At 70.3% G+C, this 19,004-nt stretch carries 22 protein-coding genes, 1 tRNA gene and 1 riboswitch; of the genes, 15 read left to right on the top strand and 8 right to left on the bottom strand.

What is annotated here, in order from left to right:
• Positions 1 to 99 precede the first annotated feature (99 nt).
• The 5 genes from CFW40_RS12460 to CFW40_RS12440 all read left to right on the top strand — a co-directional run bounded on the left by CFW40_RS12460 (position 100) and on the right by CFW40_RS12440 (position 3,429).
• Positions 100 to 525, top strand: a complete 426-nt coding sequence (locus CFW40_RS12460) for a Mov34/MPN/PAD-1 family protein (protein ID WP_088802074.1) — start codon at positions 100 to 102, stop codon at positions 523 to 525.
• Positions 526 to 609: 84 nt separating this feature from the next.
• Complete coding sequence (locus CFW40_RS12455) at positions 610 to 783, top strand: putative leader peptide (protein ID WP_371127132.1); 174 nt, start codon at positions 610 to 612, stop codon at positions 781 to 783.
• A 139-nt stretch (positions 784 to 922) separates the two neighbouring features.
• Positions 923 to 1,255: a MoaD/ThiS family protein gene (locus CFW40_RS12450; protein WP_088797849.1), complete on the top strand. Its 333-nt coding sequence runs from the start codon at positions 923 to 925 to the stop codon at positions 1,253 to 1,255.
• The gene (locus tag CFW40_RS12445; RefSeq protein WP_088802072.1) at positions 1,255 to 2,205 is read left to right on the top strand and encodes a PLP-dependent cysteine synthase family protein; all 951 of its coding nucleotides are present in this window, start codon (positions 1,255 to 1,257) and stop codon (positions 2,203 to 2,205) included. Before CFW40_RS12450 ends, CFW40_RS12445 begins: the two co-directional genes overlap by 1 nt.
• Positions 2,206 to 2,676: 471 nt before the next feature.
• Entirely contained in the window at positions 2,677 to 3,429 is a 753-nt protein-coding gene (locus CFW40_RS12440; RefSeq protein ID WP_088797848.1) for an MBL fold metallo-hydrolase, read from the top strand.
• Positions 3,430 to 3,532: 103 nt separating this feature from the next.
• Here CFW40_RS12440 and CFW40_RS12435 read toward each other — a convergent pair whose 3' ends face one another.
• Positions 3,533 to 4,804, bottom strand: coding sequence for a PTS transporter subunit EIIC (locus CFW40_RS12435; protein ID WP_088797847.1), 1,272 nt, complete (start codon positions 4,802 to 4,804; stop codon positions 3,533 to 3,535).
• A gap of 216 nt (positions 4,805 to 5,020) precedes the next feature.
• Positions 5,021 to 6,334, bottom strand: coding sequence for a PTS transporter subunit EIIC (locus CFW40_RS12430; protein WP_088797846.1), 1,314 nt, complete (start codon positions 6,332 to 6,334; stop codon positions 5,021 to 5,023).
• Between the two features lie 215 nt (positions 6,335 to 6,549).
• Here CFW40_RS12430 and CFW40_RS12425 point away from each other — a divergent pair, with 215 nt between their 5' ends.
• The 5 genes from CFW40_RS12425 to rdgB all read left to right on the top strand — a co-directional run bounded on the left by CFW40_RS12425 (position 6,550) and on the right by rdgB (position 9,136).
• Entirely contained in the window at positions 6,550 to 6,789 is a 240-nt protein-coding gene (locus tag CFW40_RS12425; RefSeq protein ID WP_208683897.1) for a glucose PTS transporter subunit EIIB, read from the top strand.
• 97 nt (positions 6,790 to 6,886) lie between these two features.
• Positions 6,887 to 7,618: a ribonuclease PH gene (gene rph, locus CFW40_RS12420; RefSeq protein WP_088797845.1), complete on the top strand. Its 732-nt coding sequence runs from the start codon at positions 6,887 to 6,889 to the stop codon at positions 7,616 to 7,618.
• Positions 7,619 to 7,851: 233 nt separating this feature from the next.
• On the top strand, positions 7,852 to 7,995 hold the full coding sequence (locus CFW40_RS36120; protein WP_107440497.1) for an SCO1431 family membrane protein: 144 nt from the start codon (positions 7,852 to 7,854) through the stop codon (positions 7,993 to 7,995).
• Positions 7,996 to 8,083: 88 nt separating this feature from the next.
• Positions 8,084 to 8,491, top strand: a complete 408-nt coding sequence (locus tag CFW40_RS12415; protein ID WP_088797844.1) for a hypothetical protein — start codon at positions 8,084 to 8,086, stop codon at positions 8,489 to 8,491.
• Positions 8,492 to 8,500: 9 nt separating this feature from the next.
• Complete coding sequence (gene rdgB / locus CFW40_RS12410) at positions 8,501 to 9,136, top strand: RdgB/HAM1 family non-canonical purine NTP pyrophosphatase (RefSeq protein ID WP_088797843.1); 636 nt, start codon at positions 8,501 to 8,503, stop codon at positions 9,134 to 9,136.
• Positions 9,137 to 9,201: 65 nt separating this feature from the next.
• Here the strand turns inward: rdgB and CFW40_RS12405 are convergent.
• The 4 genes from CFW40_RS12405 to CFW40_RS12390 form a co-directional block, all read right to left on the bottom strand.
• A tRNA-Leu gene (locus tag CFW40_RS12405) sits at positions 9,202 to 9,276 on the bottom strand.
• Between the two features lie 11 nt (positions 9,277 to 9,287).
• On the bottom strand, positions 9,288 to 10,154 hold the full coding sequence (locus CFW40_RS12400; RefSeq protein WP_088797842.1) for an HNH endonuclease: 867 nt from the start codon (positions 10,152 to 10,154) through the stop codon (positions 9,288 to 9,290).
• Positions 10,155 to 10,164: 10 nt separating this feature from the next.
• Complete coding sequence (locus CFW40_RS12395; RefSeq protein WP_088797841.1) at positions 10,165 to 10,788, bottom strand: HNH endonuclease; 624 nt, start codon at positions 10,786 to 10,788, stop codon at positions 10,165 to 10,167.
• Positions 10,789 to 10,952: 164 nt separating this feature from the next.
• Positions 10,953 to 12,491 carry an MFS transporter gene (locus CFW40_RS12390; protein WP_088797840.1) on the bottom strand — a complete coding sequence of 513 codons (1,539 nt, stop codon included), beginning with the start codon at positions 12,489 to 12,491 and terminating at the stop codon, positions 10,953 to 10,955.
• Between the two features lie 341 nt (positions 12,492 to 12,832).
• Between CFW40_RS12390 and CFW40_RS12385 the strand changes: the two genes are divergently transcribed.
• Both CFW40_RS12385 and CFW40_RS12380 read left to right on the top strand, forming a co-directional pair.
• On the top strand, positions 12,833 to 13,336 hold the full coding sequence (locus CFW40_RS12385) for a hypothetical protein (protein ID WP_088797839.1): 504 nt from the start codon (positions 12,833 to 12,835) through the stop codon (positions 13,334 to 13,336).
• A complete protein-coding gene (locus CFW40_RS12380) occupies positions 13,336 to 14,643 on the top strand; it encodes a HAMP domain-containing sensor histidine kinase (protein WP_088797838.1) in 1,308 nt (435 codons plus the stop codon). The genes CFW40_RS12385 and CFW40_RS12380 overlap by 1 nt, the downstream gene beginning before the upstream one ends.
• A 31-nt stretch (positions 14,644 to 14,674) precedes the next feature.
• On the opposite strand, the gene bcp is transcribed toward CFW40_RS12380, so the two are convergent.
• The gene (gene bcp, locus CFW40_RS12375; protein ID WP_088797837.1) at positions 14,675 to 15,142 is read right to left on the bottom strand and encodes a thioredoxin-dependent thiol peroxidase; all 468 of its coding nucleotides are present in this window, start codon (positions 15,140 to 15,142) and stop codon (positions 14,675 to 14,677) included.
• Between the two features lie 259 nt (positions 15,143 to 15,401).
• Between bcp and CFW40_RS12370 the strand changes: the two genes are divergently transcribed.
• The 3 genes from CFW40_RS12370 (at position 15,402) to CFW40_RS12360 (ending at position 16,639) form a co-directional block, all read left to right on the top strand.
• Entirely contained in the window at positions 15,402 to 15,719 is a 318-nt protein-coding gene (locus tag CFW40_RS12370; RefSeq protein ID WP_088797836.1) for a DUF3618 domain-containing protein, read from the top strand.
• A gap of 111 nt (positions 15,720 to 15,830) precedes the next feature.
• Positions 15,831 to 16,133 (top strand): co-chaperone GroES, encoded by a 303-nt coding sequence (locus CFW40_RS12365; protein ID WP_048828920.1) that lies wholly within the window; start codon positions 15,831 to 15,833, stop codon positions 16,131 to 16,133.
• A 79-nt stretch (positions 16,134 to 16,212) separates the two neighbouring features.
• A riboswitch (guanidine-III (ykkC-III) riboswitch) is annotated at positions 16,213 to 16,285 on the top strand.
• Between the two features lie 33 nt (positions 16,286 to 16,318).
• Positions 16,319 to 16,639, top strand: coding sequence for a multidrug efflux SMR transporter (locus CFW40_RS12360; protein ID WP_088797835.1), 321 nt, complete (start codon positions 16,319 to 16,321; stop codon positions 16,637 to 16,639).
• Between the two features lie 84 nt (positions 16,640 to 16,723).
• Here the strand turns inward: CFW40_RS12360 and CFW40_RS12355 are convergent, their stop codons facing one another.
• Complete coding sequence (locus CFW40_RS12355; protein ID WP_088797834.1) at positions 16,724 to 18,928, bottom strand: transglycosylase domain-containing protein; 2,205 nt, start codon at positions 18,926 to 18,928, stop codon at positions 16,724 to 16,726.
• Between the last annotated feature and the right edge of the window lie 76 nt (positions 18,929 to 19,004).

Here is a 19,004-nt window from a genome sequence, read left to right as displayed (position 1 = left end):
CACCCGGACGGAACGGGGCGCGTCCCCTCGGCGTCCAGCATGCGGGCCCGCGCGTACCACTCTTCGGTACGCGCGGGCCCGCTGTTTATTCTTGGCGCCATGCTGACCCTCACCAAGGCGCTCTTCGACCAGATCGTCGAGCACTCCCGCCAGGACCACCCCGACGAGGCCTGCGGCGTGATCGCCGGCCCGGCGGGCAGCGGCCGCCCCGAGCGGTTCATCCCGATGCTGAACGCGGCCCGGTCGCCCACGTTCTACGAATTCGACTCCGCCGACCTGCTCAAGCTCTACCGCGAGATGGACGACCGGGACGAGGAGCCGGTGATCATCTACCACTCGCACACCGCCACCGAGGCCTACCCCTCGCGCACCGACATCTCCTACGCGAACGAGCCCGGCGCCCACTATGTCCTGGTCTCCACCGCCGACACCGACGATGCCGGGCCCTTCCAGTTCCGCTCGTACCGGATCGTGGACGGCGCGGTCACCGAGGAAGAAGTCGAGGTCGTGGCGGCCTACTCCTGAGGTCGTCCCACCTGGTGTACACCAATCGTCCGCATGATGGGACGAGGTTCCAATACCCGGACCGGGAATCGATACGATGACCGCATGGTTGACCACGACGTGAGCGAGAAGAGGCCGGGCACGCTGCTGCTCGCTCCGCTCGCCATACGTCGCTCCGCAACCGCACTGCTGGGCGCGTTCGGCTGCGGAGCCGCACGGCTGCACGTCGATCTGTGCCGCCTTTCCAGCGCCATCTGTCCGCGCTGCGCCGCCGCCTGAGCCGGCCCGTCAGGGCGCGCGGCGCGCGCTGCCCGCAGAGCCCCGCACTTCCGGCGTCACCCGACGCCCTCCCGGCCGCCGTAACGCCGTGCACCCGGGACGCACCGCCCCGCCACCGCATCTGGACAGGAGCACTCCCATGGCCATCGAGGTCCGAATCCCCACCATCCTGCGCACCTACACCGACGGCGAGAAGGCCGTCGAGGGCAGCGGAGAGACCCTTGCCGACCTCTTCACCGACCTGGAGAGCCGGCACACCGGCATCCGCGAGCGCCTGGTCGACGGCGAGCAGCTGCGCCGCTTCGTGAACGTCTACCTCAATGACGAGGACGTCCGCTTCCTGGAAGGCATCTCCACGAAGCTCGCCGACGGCGACAGCGTGACGATCCTCCCGGCGGTGGCAGGAGGCGCCGGGACGCAGTCCCGTCCGGCAGGGGTGGCGGTCGGGTGGCGGGCGGGGGGCATGCGCTGATGCGGTACGACTCCCCGCTGGCGGCGGTCGGGAACACCCCTCTCGTCCGCCTCCCGCGCCTGTCACCCTCCGGCGACGTCCGCATCTGGGCGAAGCTGGAGGACCGCAACCCCACGGGCTCGGTCAAGGACCGGCCCGCGCTGCACATGATCGAACAGGCCGAGAAGGACGGCCGGCTCACCCCCGGCTGCACCATCCTCGAACCCACCAGCGGCAACACCGGCATCTCGCTCGCCATGGCGGCCAAGCTCAAGGGCTACCGCATCGTGTGCGTCATGCCGGAGAACACCTCCTCCGAGCGGCGCGAACTGCTGGCCATGTGGGGCGCCGAGATCATCTCCTCACCCGCGGCGGGCGGCTCCAACACGGCCGTCCGGGTGGCCAAGGAGCTGTCCGCCGAGCACCCCGACTGGGTGATGCTCTACCAGTACGGGAACCCCGACAACGCCGGTGCGCACTACGCCACCACCGGACCCGAGATCCTCGCCGACCTCCCCTCTGTGACCCATTTCGTGGCCGGTCTGGGCACCACCGGCACCCTGATGGGCGTCGGCCGGTATCTGCGCGAGCATGTCCCCGGCGTGCAGATCGTCGCCGCCGAGCCGCGCTATGACGACGTGGTCTACGGTCTGCGCAACCTCGACGAGGGCTTCATCCCGGAGCTCTACGACGAGTCCGTTCTCACCACCCGCTTCTCGGTGGGCTCCCACGACGCGGTCCGCCGGACCCGTGAACTCCTCGCCGAGGAGGGCATCTTCGCGGGCATCTCCACCGGCGCGGCGCTGCACGCGGCGATCGGCGTCGGCAACAAGGCCGTCAAGGCGGGGGAGAGCGCCGACATCGTCTTCGTCGTCGCCGACGGCGGCTGGAAGTACCTCTCCACCGGCGTCTACACCGCCGAGTCCACGGAAGCGGCGATCAAAACGCTGCACGGCCAGCTCTGGGCGTAGTCGCCGGCGCCGGCGGGTCAGCGGGATCAGCCGGAGGAGCGGGCCGTGTGGTGGGCCGTGTGTGCCCGGGTCCGGTACGTGTCCGCCGTCGTGGTTTCCTGCCGCGGCGGCGGGCTTTCTCCTTGGGGGCGCGGCGGCAGGGTTTTCCCGGGGCGCGCCGGTACGACCTTTCGGGGGCGCGCGTCGCACAACCTCCCGGGGCGCGTAGGCGGGGGCAGGGGCGCACGGGCGTACGGGCGTACGGGGCGACAGCCCAGACTGGTGATTCCGCCCACAGCTCGCCCCGCCAGAGGAGCCACGGGCCCCTTTGCGCCTTACGCTCGGGGGCACCGCACCGACCGCCGAGGACCCGGCACCACCCGGCAAGGACCCGCCGGGAATCCCGGCATGGACCCTTCCCCGACCCCCTGGGTGTTCGAGCAGGGAAGACCGCTATACCGCCGCCCCCGCCCACGGAGGTTCACGCCCGCTATGAAGCTCACCGTCGTCGGATGCTCGGGGTCGTTCCCTTCCGTGGAATCGGCCTGCTCGAGCTACCTCCTGGAGGCCGACGGCTTCAGGCTGCTCCTCGATATGGGCAACGGCGCCCTGGGCGAGCTGCAGCGCCACATCGGCCTCTATGACCTGGATGCCGTACTCCTGTCGCATCTGCATGCCGATCACTGCATCGACCTGTGCGGCTACTTCGTGGTGCGCTACTACCGCCCGGACGGCGGACGTTGTGCGCCGATGCCGGTCTACGGTCCGGCCGGCACCGAGCGCCGGCTGACCGTCGCGCACGCCGACCTGCCGTACGACGGAGCCATGAGCGAGGTCTTCGACTTCCGCACCCTGACGCCGGGCACCTTCACCATCGGGCCGTTCACGATCCGCACGGAGCGGGTCAGCCACCCGGTGGAGTCCTTCGCCTTCCGTATCGAACACGGCGGCCGGTCCCTGACGTACTCCGGGGACACCGGTCCCTGCGACGCGCTGGAGAGCCTTGCCGAGGGCGCCGACTTCTTCTTGTGCGAGGCGTCCTTCACCTACGGCAAGGAAGACATCCCGGATCTGCACCTCAACGGCCGGGAAGCCGGCGAGATCGCCCAGCGGGCCGGCGCGGGCCGGCTGGTGCTGACCCACATCCCGCCGTGGACCGACCCGGCCCTCAGCATCCGCGACGCCCAGAAGGCCTATGACGGGCCGGTCGAGGTCGCCAAGGCGGGCGCGGTCCACCAGATCTGAGCCGCACGCAGGGTGCGTCCCCCCGCATGGGGGAAGGCCCCCGGAACCGTTGGGATTCCGGGGGCCTCAGCCGTCTGCGCGACCGCCGTCGGGCGGTGGCGGATCAGCCCTTGTACTGGGCCTTGTCCTCCGCGGCGGTCTCCTCTTCGGGCTCGCGCCCCGGGGTCGGGAGGTTGAACTTGACGATCGCGAACCGGAACACGGTGTAGTACAGCACCGCGAAGGCCAGCCCCGTGAGGAGGAGCAGCCACGGCTTGGTGGCGATGCCGAGGTTCAGTCCGAAGTCGATCGCGCCGGCCGAGAAGCCGAAGCCGTCCTTCATCCCCAGCGCCCAGGTCAGCGCCATCGAGACACCGGTCAGCACCGCGTGGATGGCGTACAGCACCGGGGCGATGAACATGAAGGTGAACTCGATCGGTTCGGTGACACCGGTGATGAAGGCGGTCAGCGCGATGGAGAACATCATGCCGCCGACGACCTTGCGGCGCTCGGGCCGTGCGCAGTGCACCATCGCCAGGCACGCGGCCGGGAGGGCGAACATCATGATCGGGAAGAAGCCGGTCATGAACTGTCCGGCCGTGGGGTCGTGGGCCAGGAAGCGGGCGATGTCGCCGTGCTTGCCCTGGTAGTCACCGGCCTGGAACCACGGGAAGGAGTTCAGCAGGTGGTGCATCCCGACCGGGATCAGCGCACGGTTGACGACGCCGAATATTCCGGCGCCCACCGCGCCCGAGCCGACGAGCCAGGCGCCGAAGCTGTGCAGCCCGGTCCCCAGAACGGGCCAGATGTAGCCGAAGACGATGCCGATGACGAGGCCGGCAAGGGCGGAGAGGATCGGCACCAGACGGCGTCCGCCGAAGAAGCCGAGCCAGTCGGGCAGCTTCTTGCGGCTGTAGCGCTGGTAGAGCAGTGCGACCACGATGCCCATCACGACGCCGCCCAGCACGCCCGCGTCCACCGGCGGGGCGACGTTGGCCACCTTGCCGTCGACGACGTCCTGGATCTTGGGCAGGTTGGTGTCCTTGAAGGTGCCCAGCACCTCCTTGAACACCAGGTAGCCGACGACCGCGGCCAGACCGGTGGAGCCGTCGGACTTCTTGGCGAAACCGATCGCGATGCCCACCGCGAAGAGCAGCGGCAGGTTGTCGAACAGCGCGCTGCCGCCGGCCGCCATGAACTCGGCGATCTTGTTCAGGAAGGCGGGGAGGGAATCCCGGCCGAGCATGTCCGACTGGCCCAGTCGCTGCATCAGCGCGGCGGCGGGCAGGGTGGCGATCGGCAGCATGAGACTGCGGCCGATGCGCTGGGCCACGGCCATGGCGCCGGAGCCGCGGCCCTTCTTCTCGGGGGCCGCCGTGGCGGTGGCCGAACTCATCGGATTCCTCCTGGTGAGGCGGGCACTCAAAAGGGGGGACGGCCCGCGTTTGGTCTACACCTTGGTCTACACCACTAGTGGTTTAGACCATTCTTAGCACGTAGACCTGACATAAAGGAATCCATTCTTCCAAGTGGTGTGGACCACATGAGCACCGGCCCCCGGGCAGCGGAAAAGGCAGGCGCTTTCCGCGCCTGCCCCGCCCCCGTCCTCCCCCTACTTCACGTTCTCCCGCTCCATCGCGTCCCCCACCTCATCCGGCTCCCGGCCGGGCGTCGGCAGACGGAATTTCGTGATCACGAAACGGAAGAGGGTGTAGTAGACCACCGCGAAGCACAGTCCGATGGGGATGATCAGCCAGGGCTTGGTCGCCAGCCCCCAGTTGATGACGTAGTCGATCAGGCCGGCCGAAAAGCTGAAGCTGTCGTGCACCCCCAGCGCCCAGCTCACCGCCATCGACACACCCGTCAGCACGGCATGGATCGCGTACAGCGCCGGCGCCACGAAGAGGAAGGAGTACTCGATCGGCTCGGTCACACCCGTCACGAACGACGTCAGGCCGACCGACAGCATCATGCCCGCGATCTCCTTGCGGCGGTGCGGCTTGGCGCAGTGCGCGATCGCCAGCGCCGCGGCCGGCAGCGCGAACATCATGATCGGGAAGAACCCGGTGGTGAACTGCCCCGCCGTCGGATCGCCCGCCAGGAACCGGTTGATGTCACCGTGGACGACCGTGCCGTCCGGCTTGGTGAAACTGCCGAACTGGAACCAGACGAACGTGTTCAGGAACTGGTGCAGGCCGATCACCAGCAGCGCGCGGTTGGCGACACCGAAGATCCCCGCACCCCACGCCCCCAGGCCCGTCAGCCATTGGCTGAAGCTCGTCAGCGCATCACCGATCGGCTGCCAGACGAACAGGCACAGCACCGCGAACACCAGGCCCACGAAGGCCATGATGATCGGGACCAGCCGGCGGCCGTTGAAGAACCCCAGCCAGTCCACCAGCTTGACCCGGTGAAAGCGCTGCCAGAGCCAGGCGGACAGAAACCCCATGACGATGCCGCCGAACACCCCCGGATTCTGGAAGGACGCCTGCGTCACCGTCAGCTTCCGGTCCACGCACACCCCGCTCCACAGGCCCGCCTGGGTGTACGTCTGGCCCGCGGCGCAGCCCGCCGGAAACGCGTGCATGACCGAGAAGTAGACGAGGAATCCGGTCACCGCGGCCAGCGCCGTCGAGCCGTCCGCCTTCTTGGCCATGCCGATCGCCACACCGATGCAGAACAGCAGCGGCAGCCCGAGCCCCGAATCCAGCAGCGCACCGCCCGCGGCCGCGAACACCTTGCCGACGGCGTCCCAGCCCAGCCCGTCCGCGCCGAACACATCCGGCTGGCCGAGACGGTTGAGAATTCCCGCAGCGGGCAGGACGGCAATCGGCAACTGCAGACTGCGCCCCATCTTCTGCAGACCCTGGAAGAGATTCTGCGCCCGCTTCTTCCCCGGTGCCGCCGCCGCTGCGTCCGAACTCATCCGTGTCCTCCCGGCAGTCGGCCCGTCGGCAACCGGCCTCGTGCTTGCCGCATACTGGTGGTGTAGACCACTCGTGGTGCGGACCGTTCCGGTGCGCACTCCGGTGATCGCCATCCTTCGCGAGACCGTGGACAAACGCCCATATTGTTGGGCTGAACGTGCGTTACGGTGTGAAAACCGCACGGCGCAACCGCCGGCGGCCGAGACAAGCAGGAGTGGACATGGCCAGCAAGGCTGAGAAGATCGTCGCCGGGCTCGGCGGACTCGACAACATCGAGGAGGTCGAGGGCTGCATCACCCGCCTCCGCACCGAGGTCGTCGACTCCTCCCTCGTCGACGAGGCCGCCCTCAAGGCCGCCGGCGCCCACGGCGTCGTCAAGATGGGCACCGCGATCCAGGTCGTCATCGGCACCGACGCCGACCCCATCGCCGCCGAGATCGAAGACATGATGTGAGCTGACGAGCCGGCCGCCAGGCCGCTCCCGAAGGCCCCGCCCCGGACGTTCACCGCCCCGGAGTGGGGCCCTCGCCATTCCCGATAGGGTCTACGCCATGTCTCGCATCGACGGCCGCACGCCCGAACAGCTCCGCCCGGTCACCATCGAACGCGGCTGGAGCAAGCACGCCGAAGGCTCCGTCCTCATCTCCTTCGGCGACACCAAAGTCTTCTGCACCGCCTCCGTCACCGAGGGCGTACCGCGCTGGCGCAAGGGCACCGGCGAAGGCTGGGTCACCGCCGAGTACTCGATGCTGCCCCGCTCCACCAACACCCGCGGCGACCGCGAATCCGTCCGCGGCAAGATCGGCGGCCGCACCCACGAAATCAGCCGCCTCATCGGCCGCTCGCTGCGCGCCGTCATCGACTACAAGGCCCTCGGCGAGAACACCATCGTCCTGGACTGCGACGTCCTCCAGGCCGACGGCGGCACCCGCACCGCCGCCATCACCGGCGCCTATGTCGCCCTCGCCGACGCCGTCACCTGGGCCCAGGGCAAGAAGCTCATCAAGCACGGCCGCAAGCCGCTGACCGGCACCGTCTCCGCCGTCAGCGTCGGCATCGTCGGCGGTACCCCCCTCCTCGACCTCTGCTACGAGGAGGACGTCCGCGCGGACACCGACATGAACGTCGTCTGCACCGGCGACGGCCGCTTCGTCGAGGTCCAGGGCACCGCCGAAGCCGAGCCCTTCGCCCGCGAGGAACTCAACTCCCTCCTCGACCTCGCCGTCGCCGGCTGCGCCGAACTCGACGAGGCCCAGCGGGCGGCGCTGGCCCGCACGCTCTGAGGGGGCGGCCCGCCGCCTGAGCGGCCCGCCGCCTGAGCGGCCCGCCGCCTGAGCGGGCCGCCGGCTGACGGGCCTGCCGCCTGAGCGGGCCTGCCGGCTGAGCGGGCCCGCCGCGTGAACCACCGCGCCACAGGGGGAGGCCCCGCATCCTCCCCCTGTGCGCCCCTGTGAGGCTTTTCTCATGGGGCGTCCCTCTCTGGAAAAGGCCCCCGCGGCCGTCGCATGGTGGAGCCATGCCCACAACTGCCGCGACCGCGCCCCGCGTCCGCCCCCGCACCGGCGGGCCCCAGGACGACTCCCGGCTCCTGGAGCACCTCCTCGGCTGGACCCTCGTCGTCGTCCTCGCCATGCTGCTCACCCAGACCGGGCTCATCTGACCCCCGGCACCGGTGTCCGGGCAACCAAACGGCCCCACCCCGCGTTTCTTCCTTTGCCCGAGCATGACCCGAGGGAAGGAACCGCACCATGGCCCCGCGCACCCGCCGGCACCGTCGCCCCGCCGCCACCGCAGCCGCCGCGTTAGCCGTCGCGAGCCTCGCGATACCGCTGCTCTCCTCCTGCGGGGCGGTCCAGAAGGCCATGGACTGCGCCAAGACCGCCACCTCCGTCGTCAACGCCGTCGACAAGCTCCAGCAGGCCGCGGACAACTCCCTCACCGACCCGCAGAAGGCCGAGCAGGCCCTCGACAACATCGACACCAACCTGCGGAAGCTGAGCAAGGAAGCCAACGACCCCGAGCTGTCCAAGGCCGTCGACAAGACGAACAACGGCATCAAGGCCGCCCGCAAGGACCTCGACAACAACAAGGCCCCGGACATACAGCCGATCGTCGACGGGGCCCATGACATGACGAGGATCTGCACACCGGGATAATCACTGCCCATGCAGCCTCACACCGGTGGACACTCCGCAGCCCCCCGTCGCCTCATCCTCGCCACCCGCAACGCCGGCAAGGTCACCGAACTCCGGGCCATCCTGGAGACCGCCGACCTCGATGTGGACCTTGTCGGCGCCGACGCCTATCCCGAGATCCCCGACGTCAAGGAAACCGGCGTCACCTTCGCCGAGAACGCCCTCCTCAAGGCCCATGCCCTTGCCCAGGCCACCGGCCACCCCGCCGTCGCCGACGACTCCGGCCTGTGCGTCGACGTCCTCGGCGGCGCCCCCGGCATCTTCTCCGCGCGCTGGTCGGGCACCCACGGCGACGATCAGGCCAACCTCGCCCTGCTCCTCGCCCAGCTGTCCGACATCGCCGACGAACACCGCGCCGCCCACTTCTTCTGCGCCGCGGCCCTCGCGCTCCCCGACGGCACCGAGCGCGTCGTCGAGGGCAAGCTCGAAGGCACCCTCCGCCACACCCCTTCCGGCACCGGCGGCTTCGGCTACGACCCCATCCTCCAGCCCCTCGGCCACACCCGTACCTGCGCCGAACTGCCCCCCGCCGAGAAGAACGCCATCAGCCACCGCGGCCAGGCGTTCCGGGCGCTGACACCGGTGGTGCGGGAGTTGCTGGGCTGAGGCGGCAGCCGACTGCTGGGCACGAAAGCGGCCTCCCCGTCCGACGGGGAGGCCGTATTCGTAGGTGGGCCCGGTGGGATTCGAACCCACGACACACCGGACCTAAACCGGCGCCCTCTTGCCAGCTGGGGTACGGGCCCGCGCGCCTACCCTACTGTGCCTCGGCGGGCGGCTGTGCGGGGATGGCCGAGTGCGCCGACCGGGAGGAGAAAGACCTCGTCTGGCTGTGGCACGAGGGACACAGATAGCGAAGGTTCTCCAGACGGTTGTCCAGCCGGTCACCGTTGATGTGGTCGATCTCCAGGACGAGCCGCCTGCCCTGCCAGGTGTCCCCGAGACCGCACTCCGTGCACTGCCGGGGAACGTTCTTCTCATCGAGGGCGCGGCGTAAGAACGTCGTCCTCTCGCGTCGTGAACCCGGCTCGCTTCGCCGCAGGATGGTGTCGGCGGACTTCCGGGCCGGGGAAGGGAGCCCCCGTCTGTGGCCCTGACCGGTGAAGTGCCCGGTCGACAGGCCGTATGCCTCGATGCTGCGTTTCACGGCTCTTCGCGATGTGCCGTTGTCGGTCCGGCCGAGGCCGGCGAGGACTCCGGCGAGACTCTGTGCGGAGGCCACGGCGCTTTCCAGGTCTCCGCGTGGGAGCAGGGAGGAGCCAGGCCTGCGAGGGGTGAAGTGGGAGGTCTCGATGCCGAATTGATCCAGCTTCCTGCGGAGGTGGGTGTACGCGCTGTCGTACGGCGGCACCTCCATGTACTCCATCATTTCCCGGATGCTGTGGGATTGCGCGGCGGCTTCCTTGAGCAGTGCCTCGGTGTACGAACGCGGCTCACGGCGGGGGAGCGGTTCGTCGACGAAGTGCGTGGTGTCGATGCCATAGTGCCGCAGCCGGTCGCGTAGGTATCTGCGTGGACCGCTGCCCATGGGTGCTCCGAGCCGACGCAGCATGTCGACCAGGCTGGTGGAGGCAGCGGCCGTACGCGTCAGCACGTCGCGGGTGTAGGCGAGGCGCCGGGCCATGGGCAGGCCGTCACTTCCGCCGCGGCTTGCGGCCGCGATAAGTGTCGGTCACGGTGTGGCAGTTGGGGCACAGCAAGCGCAAGTTGGCCGGGCGGTTGTCCCACCAGTCCCCGTTGAGGTGATCGACTTCCAGGCGCAACGGCTTGCCGTTCCACCGCGCACCCGTGCCACACATGACACACCGTTCGGGAACCCCCTGGCGCAGCAACCCCTTGCGGAGGCGTTCACCCGCGGTGCGGCCGTCGGCCGGCGAGCCCAGTACCAGACGATCGCGCTTGGCGGCCTTGGGGCGTTCGCGGGGCGAAGCGGTGAAATGCGAGGTGTCGATGCCCAGTTCGGCGATGCGCCGGCCGATGTGTGCCTGATTTCCGCCGACCGGGCTGATGCCGAGGCGGCGTACGACCTCGGCAGTGCTGTGCGAGCAGGCCGCCAGCTCGCGAAGTCTGGCCTCGGTGTGCCGTACGCCGGGGGCTGTGAAGTGTGTGGTGTCGACCCTTGCTTCCCGCATCTTTGCGCGCAGATAGCGTCTGCTGCCCGGCGTCGGTGTCCCGCCGAACCATCGCACGGCGTCGTCGAATGAAGATGACGCGCGCGCGGCCTGCACGAGTCGTTCGGGCGTGTACTTGACCGGCATGATTCCCCCGTCCCGCGCGCCGAGCCCGCCCCCGCGCGCCCTCTCGAACAGAACAACGATCGAACGCGGAGCCGGTTACGGCCGTAGTGACAAGTGCGGCAGGAAAAGGCCGCGGGCCTCGGGGAGGGGGGTCCCGAGGCCCGCGGAGGGGGTGTGGTGTGGGGTCAGAAGCGTGGTTCCGGGGTTTGGGCCTCGATGAGTTCGACGGCTTCCTTCTTGGTGGCGACGGAGGGCGGGGAGCCGTCGAGGGGCTGCTGCGCGGTCTCCTTCATGCAGGCCACGGCGATGACGCCGACGAGGGCGGCGCCCATCGTGTAGTAGGCGGGGACCATGACGTTGCCGTGGAAGGCGCCCATCAGGGCGGTGATCACCAGGGGGGTGGTGCCGCCGAAGAGGGAGACGGCCAGGTTGTAGCCGATGGAGAGGGAGCCGTAGCGGACGTTGGTGGGGAAGAGGGCGGGGAGGGCGGCGGACATGGTGCCCAGCAGGCAGACCAGGCAGAGGCCGAGCAGGGCCATGCCGCCGATGACCGCGCCGAGGCTGCCCTGATTGACCAGGAGGAAGGCCGGGATGGCGGTGATGAAGAAGCCGAGCATGCCGGTCATCAGGAGGGGCTTGCGGCCGTAGCGGTCGTTCAGTTTGCCGACGGTGCTGATGACGCACATCAGGGCGACCATGGCGCCGAGAAGGATCAGCAGGCCGTGGGTCTCCTCGTAGTGGAGGGTGTCCGTCAGGTAGGTCGGCATGTACGACAGCAGCATGTAGTCGGTGATGTTGTACGCGCCGACCAGGGCGATGCACAGGATGAGGGTGGGCCACTGCTGGGCGAAGATCGCGCCGATCTTCTTCCTGGGGGCGTTCTCGGACAGGTGCGAGAACTCGGCCTCGGCCTCGACGACGGAGCCGGTGGCGGCGTGGGTGTGGGCGGCCTCGAACTTCTGGAAGGCGGGGGTCTCGTCGAGCTTGACCCGGAGGTAGAGGCCCACCAGGCCGAGGGGACCGGCGATCAGGAAGGGCAGGCGCCAGCCCCAGCTGTTCATCGCGGCGTCGCCGACGGTGGTGTTGAGCAGCAGCACGATGCCGGCCGCGCCGGTGTACCCGATCAGGGTGCCCATCTCCAGGAAGCTGCCGTAGAAACCGCGCTTCTTGTCGGGGGCGTACTCGGCGATGAAGGTGGAGGCGCCGCCGTACTCACCACCGGTGGAGAAGCCCTGTATGAGGCGGAAGAGGATGAGCAGGACCGGGGACCAGAAGCCGATGGTGGCGTAGGACGGGATCAGGCCGATGCAGAAGGTGCCCAGGGCCATCATGATCATGGTGAGGGCGAGGACCTTCTTGCGGCCGATACGGTCGCCGAGCGGGCCGAAGTAGGCGCCGCCCAGGGGGCGTACGAGGAACGCCACCGCGAAGGTCGCGAACGACGACAGCAGCTTGGTGGTGTCGCTGCCGCCGGGGAAGAAGACGTTGCCGATGATGACCGCGAGGTAGCTGTAGATCCCGAAGTCGAACCATTCCATGGCGTTGCCGAGCGCGGCGGCCTTCACGGCGCGCTTGACCACGCGCTCGTCGGTGACGGTGATGTCGGTGCGCCGCAGTTTGGGGTTCTTGCGCCGGGCGACGGCACGGAAGAGCACCCGGTGGCGCTTTCGCGCGTCCCGGTCCTGGTCGGGCGCGGGGTCGGCTTCGGTGCTGCCGGTCGGCACGAGGCGGTCCTCTCGGTCGGTCAGCGCGCGGTGCGCGGCGGGGATACGACAGGTGCGTCTGCGCAGCGGAGCGGCCCTCCAAACCACTCAGGAGGGCCGAAGCGAGATTCGTCACGCGTGGCCGGTCCGTCCGGTGCGCGGGGCGGCTTCCGGCAGGGGTGGGGCGGGGTTCGCGCCAGGGGTGTGACAGGGCTTGTTACAGGACTGGTACACAGCCGAGTGGTCACCGCAGTGTCCGGGCAATCAGCCTGTGTCCGGGGGGCGGCAGAGTGGACCGCCGGGTGCGGCATTCTTGGGTGCCGGCTGGGGGTACGGGGCGTGGTCCCCGGGAGGAGAACGTGATGACCGACCGCGAGAGGTCTCGCCGGCTTCGGGCGCGTACCGCGCTGGCGGCCTGTGCCGCGGTGACGGTGCTGGTGGCCGGCGGGGTGTGGTTCGGCCGGGCGTCGGACCGTGCGTCGGCGGTGGACGCCGCGCCGAAGACGGCGGCGGTGCAGGACGTGAAGGAGGACGCCAAGCCGTCCTCCGGCCTGCCGGGGGTGCGGGACTGCGGCTTCGGCACGCCGGTGTCCAAACCGCATGTCATCACGCTGGCCTGCCGGGACGCGGGGACGGTGGCGACCGGGATCTCGTGGAAGTACTACGGTGCCCGTGAGGCGTTCGGCGCCGGTGTGGTGCAGGTGGAGAAGACCACGGGGGGCGGTGCGGATGCCGGTTTCCCGGCGACCTTCCGGCTGTTCGCCCCGAAGGCGGTCGACGGGGGGCTGGTGTTCACCGGTCTCGAGGTGCGGTACGAGGGCTCGACGCCGCTCGGTGACACGACGGAGATGTACAACCTCGCGTGATGGGCATTCGAGGCCGGATCGCCCTGGCCATTTCGGGAATGACGGCGCTGGCCGTGGTGGTGCTCGGTTTTGCGGTGCACCACATAGCGGACGCCGAGCGGGAGCGGGCGGCGCGGGCGTATCAGGACGACCGGCTGAGTTCGGCGCTGCAGATCTACGAGCGGGACGGCACGCGGGCGCTGGGGGCGCAGGTGGACGATGCGACGCTGCCGTCGCCGTTGCGGGACGCGGTGTTCAAGAACAGGTCGGGGACGTACATCAGCGGCGGTGAGGATCCCCGGGTGTGGGCGGCGACCGGGGTCGGGGGCTCCGGCGAGGGCGCTCCGACGCGGACGCTGTCGGTGTCCGCTTCCTACCCGCGCGACGATCCGTCGCAGCTGGCGCTGGACCGTGCGCTGCTGATCGCGGGGTGCGGCACGGTCGTGCTGATGGCGGTGGTGTCGTGGTTCGTCGCGCAGCGGCTGTCGCGGCGGCTGCGGCTGAGCGCGGCGGCGGCGCGGCGGATCGCGGCGGGGGAGGCGCCGGACGCGGATGCGCTGGCGAGCAACGGGCGCGACGAGGTGGCCGAGTTGGGCCGGAGCGTGCATCACATGGCGATGTCGCTGGCGGCCCAGGCGCAGGCGGAGCGCGAGTTCACCGCGGATGTGGCGCATGAGCTGCGGACGCCGGTGGCCGGTCTGGTCGCGGCCGCCGAGCTGTTGCCGCAGCCGCGGGCGGTGGAGCTGGTGCGGGACCGGGCGCAGGCGATGCGGCGGCTGGTGGAGGACCTGCTGGAGGTCTCGCGGCTGGACGCGGGGGTGGAGCGGGCGGATCTGGACGCCTGTGAGCTGCCGTCGCTGGTGCGCGGGATCGTGCGGCGGGCGGCGCGCCAGCGCGGGGTGGACGAGGTGTCGGTGGCCGTGGAGGGGGAGCCGCGGATCGTGGAGACGGACCGGCGGCGGGTGGAGCGGGTGCTGGTGAACCTGCTGGCGAACGCGGCCAAGCACGGCAAGCCGCCGATCGAGGTGGTGGTGGCGGGGTCGCGGATCGTGGTGCGCGATCACGGTCCGGGCTATCCGGCGGAGCTGTGTGCGGAGGGGCCGCGGCGGTTCCGTACGGCGGCGCCGGAGCGGGGGACCGGGCACGGTCTGGGGCTGACGATCGCGGCCGGGCAGGCCGGGGTGCTGGGGGCGCGGCTGGACTTCGGCGCCGCCGCGGACGGCGGCGCCGAGGCCGTGCTCGAACTGCCGGACCATACGGCCACGGCGTCGGGAACCCGTGGTGCACTCGCAGAAACCGACCACGGCTCGCGCCCCGGGTCACCCTGACACGGGGCGCCGGCGTTGCTCTCGCTTGCGGCTACAGCCCCAGGTCCTTGATGATCTTGGCGACATGGCCGGTGGCCTTGACGTTGTAGAGGGCGCGCTCGACCGTGCCCTCCTCGTCAAGGATGACGGTGGAGCGGATGACGCCGGTGACGGTCTTGCCGTAGAGCTTCTTCTCGCCGAAGGCGCCGTAGGCCTCCAGGACCGTCTTGTCGGGGTCGCCGAGCAGGGTGACCTTCAGGTCTTCCTGCTCGCGGAACTTGGCGAGCTTTTCCGGCTTGTCGGGGGAGATGCCGATGACGTCGTAGCCGTGGCCGGCGAGGAAGTCGAGGTTGTCGGTGAAGTCGCAGGCCTGCTTGGTGCAGCCGGGGGTCAGGGCGGCCGGGTAGAAGTAGACGATGACCTTGCGGCCCCGGTGGTCGGCGAGCGAGACCTGCTTGCCGTCCGCGTCGGGCAGGGTGAAGGCGGGGGCGGTGTCGCCCGGCTGCAGTCGCTCGCTCATGACTCTCCTTGGTGTGGGTCCGCAGGGGCCCCGAAGCGTGGGTCCGTACGCCCCCGACATTAGCCAGCCGGCGCGCGGAGGGGCGCCGGGGGCGTCCCGGGGCGCCTCAGGGGGGCGAAACGGGGGTGCTGTGGGGCGCAGGGGGGCGTGAGCTGACAGACTGTCCATCACGAATCGGCAGTCAGCTGTGTGGCCGGTTCCGTACGGGGCCTCGTGCCCGGCCCCGTACGCATCGGCGCGAGACGACGGAGGCAGCGCGGTGGCGGAAGCCAGGACCCCGGCGCAGATCGAGGCGGACATCGTCCGCAGGCGGCAGGAGCTCGCCGTCACGCTCGACGAGATCGGTGTGCGGCTGCACCCGAAGACGATCATGGACGATGCCAAGGCGAGGGCGGCGGCCGCCGTGGACCGTACGGCGGGGCGGGCGTATGTGGCCGCCAATCGTGCGGTCTCGGATGTGCGGGCCCAGCTGGTGTCGGAGGACGGGGCGCCGCGGCTGGAGCGGATCGTTCCGGTGGCGATGGTCGGCGTGGCCCTGGTCGGTCTGCTGACGCTGCGCGCCCGGCGCCGCCGCTGAGGGCCTGTCCCCGGGGACGGCCGCGGTGCGTGCCGGGTGCCGCCGGGCAGGTACGGTCATGCCGTGAGCCCGAATAACACCAAGGACACCCACGACAAGCTGCCGATCCGGATGCTGCACGACCGTGTGCTGGTCCGGACGGACATCCCCGAGGGCGAGCGCCGCTCGTCGGGGGGCATCGTCATTCCCGCGACCGCTGCGGTCGGCCGCCGCCTGGCCTGGGCCGAGGTGGTGGCGGTCGGGCAGAACGTGCGGACCGTCGAGGTGGGGGACCGGGTGCTGTACGACCCGGAGGACCGGGCCGAGGTCGAGGTGCGCGGGGTGGCGTATGTGCTGATGCGCGAGCGCGATCTGCATGCGGTGGCCGCGGAGCGGCTGGAGGGCGCGGAGGACGCGACCGGGCTGTACCTGTAGCCAGGCCGGCGGCCCGTCACCCCATCGGGGCCGCACCCCGTCCGCTCCCCACGGGCGGTGACCGAGGTCACCGCCCGTTCCGCTGCCCTTTGCCAGCCTCGGGACGCACCCGACGAGACGCGCCGTACCGGGTCAGGACAAGACGACGCACCCCTGGTGAAGCTCTTGTCGCGGAGGTGCCCGTCATGGCCTGGATCCTGCTCATGATCGCCGGACTGCTGGAGGTCGGCTGGTCGGTCGGGATGAAGTTCACGGACGGATTCACCCGGCTGTGGCCCAGTGTGTTCACCGGCGCGGGCATCGTCGCCAGCATGGTCCTGCTCTCGTACGCGGCCCGGAGCCTGCCGATCGGTACCGCCTACGGCGTGTGGGTCGGCATCGGGGCGGCCGGTGCGGCGGTGGTCGGCATGACGACGCTCGGCGAACCGGTCACGGCGGCCCGGATCTTCTTCATCTGCCTGCTGCTGGTGGCGGTGGTCGGGCTCAAGGCGACCTCGGGGCACTGAGGGGCGGGGGCGTACGCCTCTGCTCAGGGCGCCGCCCCTGCCCGCTGCGGCTCCTGCCGGCCTCGCCCCTGCCCGTTGCCGCCGCTACCCGCCCTCGCCCCACCGCCACCGCAGCCGCTGCTCCAGGTCGTCGCTCTGGGGCTCGTACGTCGGGGTGTCGTGGGTGGGCTGCGCGGTCGGCGTGGGTTCGGCCGGCGGGGTGGGGGTGGGCGGATCGCCGGTCGGCCGGGTGGGGGCGCCGGTGGGCGGGGTGGGAAGGGTGGATCCGGTCGGGCCCTCGGACGGCGAGCCCGAGACGTCGGGGGAGGCCGAGTCGCTGCCGGACGGCGAGGGCGACTCCGGCTGTGCGCCCTCCTCCAGTTGCAGGTCGAAATCGCGGACCGGGCGCCCGTTCAGCGCGGCCGCGGTGTAGTCGGCCCAGATCTGGGCGGGGTAGTCGCCGCCGTTGACCCGCGCCAGCCCCCCGGCGCCGTAGAGGGGTTCCTGGGCGGCGCTCTCCGGGTTCTGGCCGAGCACCGCGACGACGGTGGCGAGATCGGGGGTGTAGCCGGCGAACCACGCGGCCTTGTCGTCCTCCGCGGTGCCCGTCTTGCCCGCGGCGGGCCGTCCGGCGCCCTGGGCCGCGGTGCCGGTGCCGCCGTCGACGACGCTGCGCAGGATCGATGTGGTGGTGTCGGCCGCGGTGCGCGGGATGGCGGTGGTCTCCTCGCGCTCGGGCAGCTCGATCTCCTCCTGCTCGCTCTTGGTGATCTTGTCGACCAGGGTGTACGGCCGGTGGCTGCCGTGGTGGGCGAGGGTGGCGTAGACCTGGGTCATGTCCAGGACGCTGGGGGTGGCGGTGCCCAGCGAGATCGCGCCCTGGGACGAGGCGAGGCTGGGGGTGCCGGCGGGGATGCCCAGGTCGACGGCGGTGGCCTTGACCTTGTCGGGGCCGACGTCGATGCCCATCTGCGCGTAGACGGCGTTGACGGACTTGTCGGTGGCCTCGCTGACGGTGATCGGGCCGTAGGAGCGGTCGTCCTCGTTGGCGGGCGCGAAGCCGGTGCGGGTGCCGTGACTGACCGTCATCCGCTTGTTGGTGCCGTCGTAGACGGTGTGGGGGGTGATCCGCTCGCCGTCCTGGGTGGTGGAGTTGTTCTGTACGGCGGAGGCGAAGACGATCGGCTTGAAGGTGGAGCCGACCTGGTAGTCGCTGCGGGTGGCGCCGTTGACGAACTGCTTGGCGTAGTCGATGCCGCCGTAGAGGGCGACGACCCGGCCGCTCGCGGGGTCGATGGAGGCGCCGCCGGCCCGGACGTAGCGGTCGACCTTCCGGGAGTCGTCGAGGCGGTCCATCACCCGGGTGTTGACCGCCTTGACGAAGGCGTTCTGGCGTTTCCTGCTGATGGTGGTGGTGATGCGGTAGCCGCCGGTCCGCAGGGTGTCCTCGTCGAGGATCTTGTTGTCGGTGAGGTAGTTCTTGACCGCTTCGACGAGGTAGCCGCGCTGGCCGGACAGTCCCGCGGAGGGCTTGGCGGGCTTGGGCAGGGGGAACTCCAGCGCGGCCCGGTCGGCCTGGGTGAGCCACTTCTGCTTGACCATGCCGTCCAGGACGTAGTTCCAGCGCGCCAGCACCCGGGCGCGGTTGCCGGGGTGGGCGGTGATGTCGTAGGCGCTGGGGGCGTTGAGGAGGGTGGCGAGGTAGGCGCCCTGGGCGCAGGTCAGCTGCTCCGCGTTGCGGCCGTAGTAGGACTGGGCGGCGGCCTGGATGCCGTAGGCGTTGCGGCCGTAGTAGCTGGAGTTGAGGTAGCCCTCCAGGATCCTGTCCTTGCTCACCTCGCGGTCCAGCTTGATGGCGATGAAGAATTCCTTGGCCTTGCGGGTGACGGTCTGTTCCTGGCCGAGGTAGTAGTTCTTCACGTACTGCTGGGTGATGGTGGAGCCGGACTGCTTGCCCTTGCCGGTGACGGTGTTCCAGGCGGCGCGGAGCATCGCGGCGGGGTCGACCGCGGACTCGGAGTAGAAGTCGCGGTCCTCAGCGGCGAGTACGGCCTGCTGGACGGACTTCGGGACCTGGCCGAGGGTGACGTTCTGCCGGTTGATCTCGCCGTCGCGGGCCAGCTCGGAGCCGTCGGAGTAGAGGTAGACGGTGCTCTGGGCCTTCGCGGCGCTGTTGGCCGGCGGGATCCCGACGAGCAGATAGCCGGCGACCAGCCCGCCGACGACGAGCAGCAGGAACAGCAGCACGGTGCCCAGCACCGCGCGCCAGGTGGGAAGGACACGGCGCCAGCCTGTGCGTTGTCCGCTCATGTAGGTATGGACTCCTCGGCCGCCGCCGAAGGTTGTACCGCGGCGGTCGTGTCGTGTCGGGGGATGCGCGCGGGAT

It is taken from the genome of Streptomyces sp. 2114.4 (assembly GCF_900187385.1).
Lineage (GTDB): Bacteria > Actinomycetota > Actinomycetes > Streptomycetales > Streptomycetaceae > Streptomyces > Streptomyces mooreae.
The sequence above is the reverse complement of the archived record's forward strand: the minus strand, read 5'-3'. Positions and strand labels throughout refer to the sequence as shown.

Excerpts from the sequence above, each read along its gene's own strand:
- CFW40_RS12460 (WP_088802074.1), top strand. The coding sequence starts at position 100 with ATGCTGACCCTCACCAAGGCGCTCTTCGACCAGATCGTCGAGCACTCC.
- CFW40_RS12455 (WP_371127132.1), top strand. The coding sequence starts at position 610 with ATGGTTGACCACGACGTGAGCGAGAAGAGGCCGGGCACGCTGCTGCTC.
- CFW40_RS12450 (WP_088797849.1), top strand. The coding sequence starts at position 923 with ATGGCCATCGAGGTCCGAATCCCCACCATCCTGCGCACCTACACCGAC.
- CFW40_RS12445 (WP_088802072.1), top strand. The coding sequence starts at position 1,255 with ATGCGGTACGACTCCCCGCTGGCGGCGGTCGGGAACACCCCTCTCGTC.
- CFW40_RS12440 (WP_088797848.1), top strand. The coding sequence starts at position 2,677 with ATGAAGCTCACCGTCGTCGGATGCTCGGGGTCGTTCCCTTCCGTGGAA.
- CFW40_RS12435 (WP_088797847.1), bottom strand. The coding sequence starts at position 4,804 with ATGAGTTCGGCCACCGCCACGGCGGCCCCCGAGAAGAAGGGCCGCGGC.
- CFW40_RS12430 (WP_088797846.1), bottom strand. The coding sequence starts at position 6,334 with ATGAGTTCGGACGCAGCGGCGGCGGCACCGGGGAAGAAGCGGGCGCAG.
- rph (WP_088797845.1), top strand. The coding sequence starts at position 6,887 with ATGTCTCGCATCGACGGCCGCACGCCCGAACAGCTCCGCCCGGTCACC.
- CFW40_RS36120 (WP_107440497.1), top strand. The coding sequence starts at position 7,852 with ATGCCCACAACTGCCGCGACCGCGCCCCGCGTCCGCCCCCGCACCGGC.
- CFW40_RS12415 (WP_088797844.1), top strand. The coding sequence starts at position 8,084 with ATGGCCCCGCGCACCCGCCGGCACCGTCGCCCCGCCGCCACCGCAGCC.
- rdgB (WP_088797843.1), top strand. The coding sequence starts at position 8,501 with ATGCAGCCTCACACCGGTGGACACTCCGCAGCCCCCCGTCGCCTCATC.
- CFW40_RS12400 (WP_088797842.1), bottom strand. The coding sequence starts at position 10,154 with ATGGCCCGGCGCCTCGCCTACACCCGCGACGTGCTGACGCGTACGGCC.
- CFW40_RS12395 (WP_088797841.1), bottom strand. The coding sequence starts at position 10,788 with ATGCCGGTCAAGTACACGCCCGAACGACTCGTGCAGGCCGCGCGCGCG.
- CFW40_RS12385 (WP_088797839.1), top strand. The coding sequence starts at position 12,833 with ATGACCGACCGCGAGAGGTCTCGCCGGCTTCGGGCGCGTACCGCGCTG.
- CFW40_RS12380 (WP_088797838.1), top strand. The coding sequence starts at position 13,336 with ATGGGCATTCGAGGCCGGATCGCCCTGGCCATTTCGGGAATGACGGCG.
- bcp (WP_088797837.1), bottom strand. The coding sequence starts at position 15,142 with ATGAGCGAGCGACTGCAGCCGGGCGACACCGCCCCCGCCTTCACCCTG.
- CFW40_RS12365 (WP_048828920.1), top strand. The coding sequence starts at position 15,831 with ATGCTGCACGACCGTGTGCTGGTCCGGACGGACATCCCCGAGGGCGAG.
- CFW40_RS12360 (WP_088797835.1), top strand. The coding sequence starts at position 16,319 with ATGGCCTGGATCCTGCTCATGATCGCCGGACTGCTGGAGGTCGGCTGG.
- CFW40_RS12355 (WP_088797834.1), bottom strand. The coding sequence starts at position 18,928 with ATGAGCGGACAACGCACAGGCTGGCGCCGTGTCCTTCCCACCTGGCGC.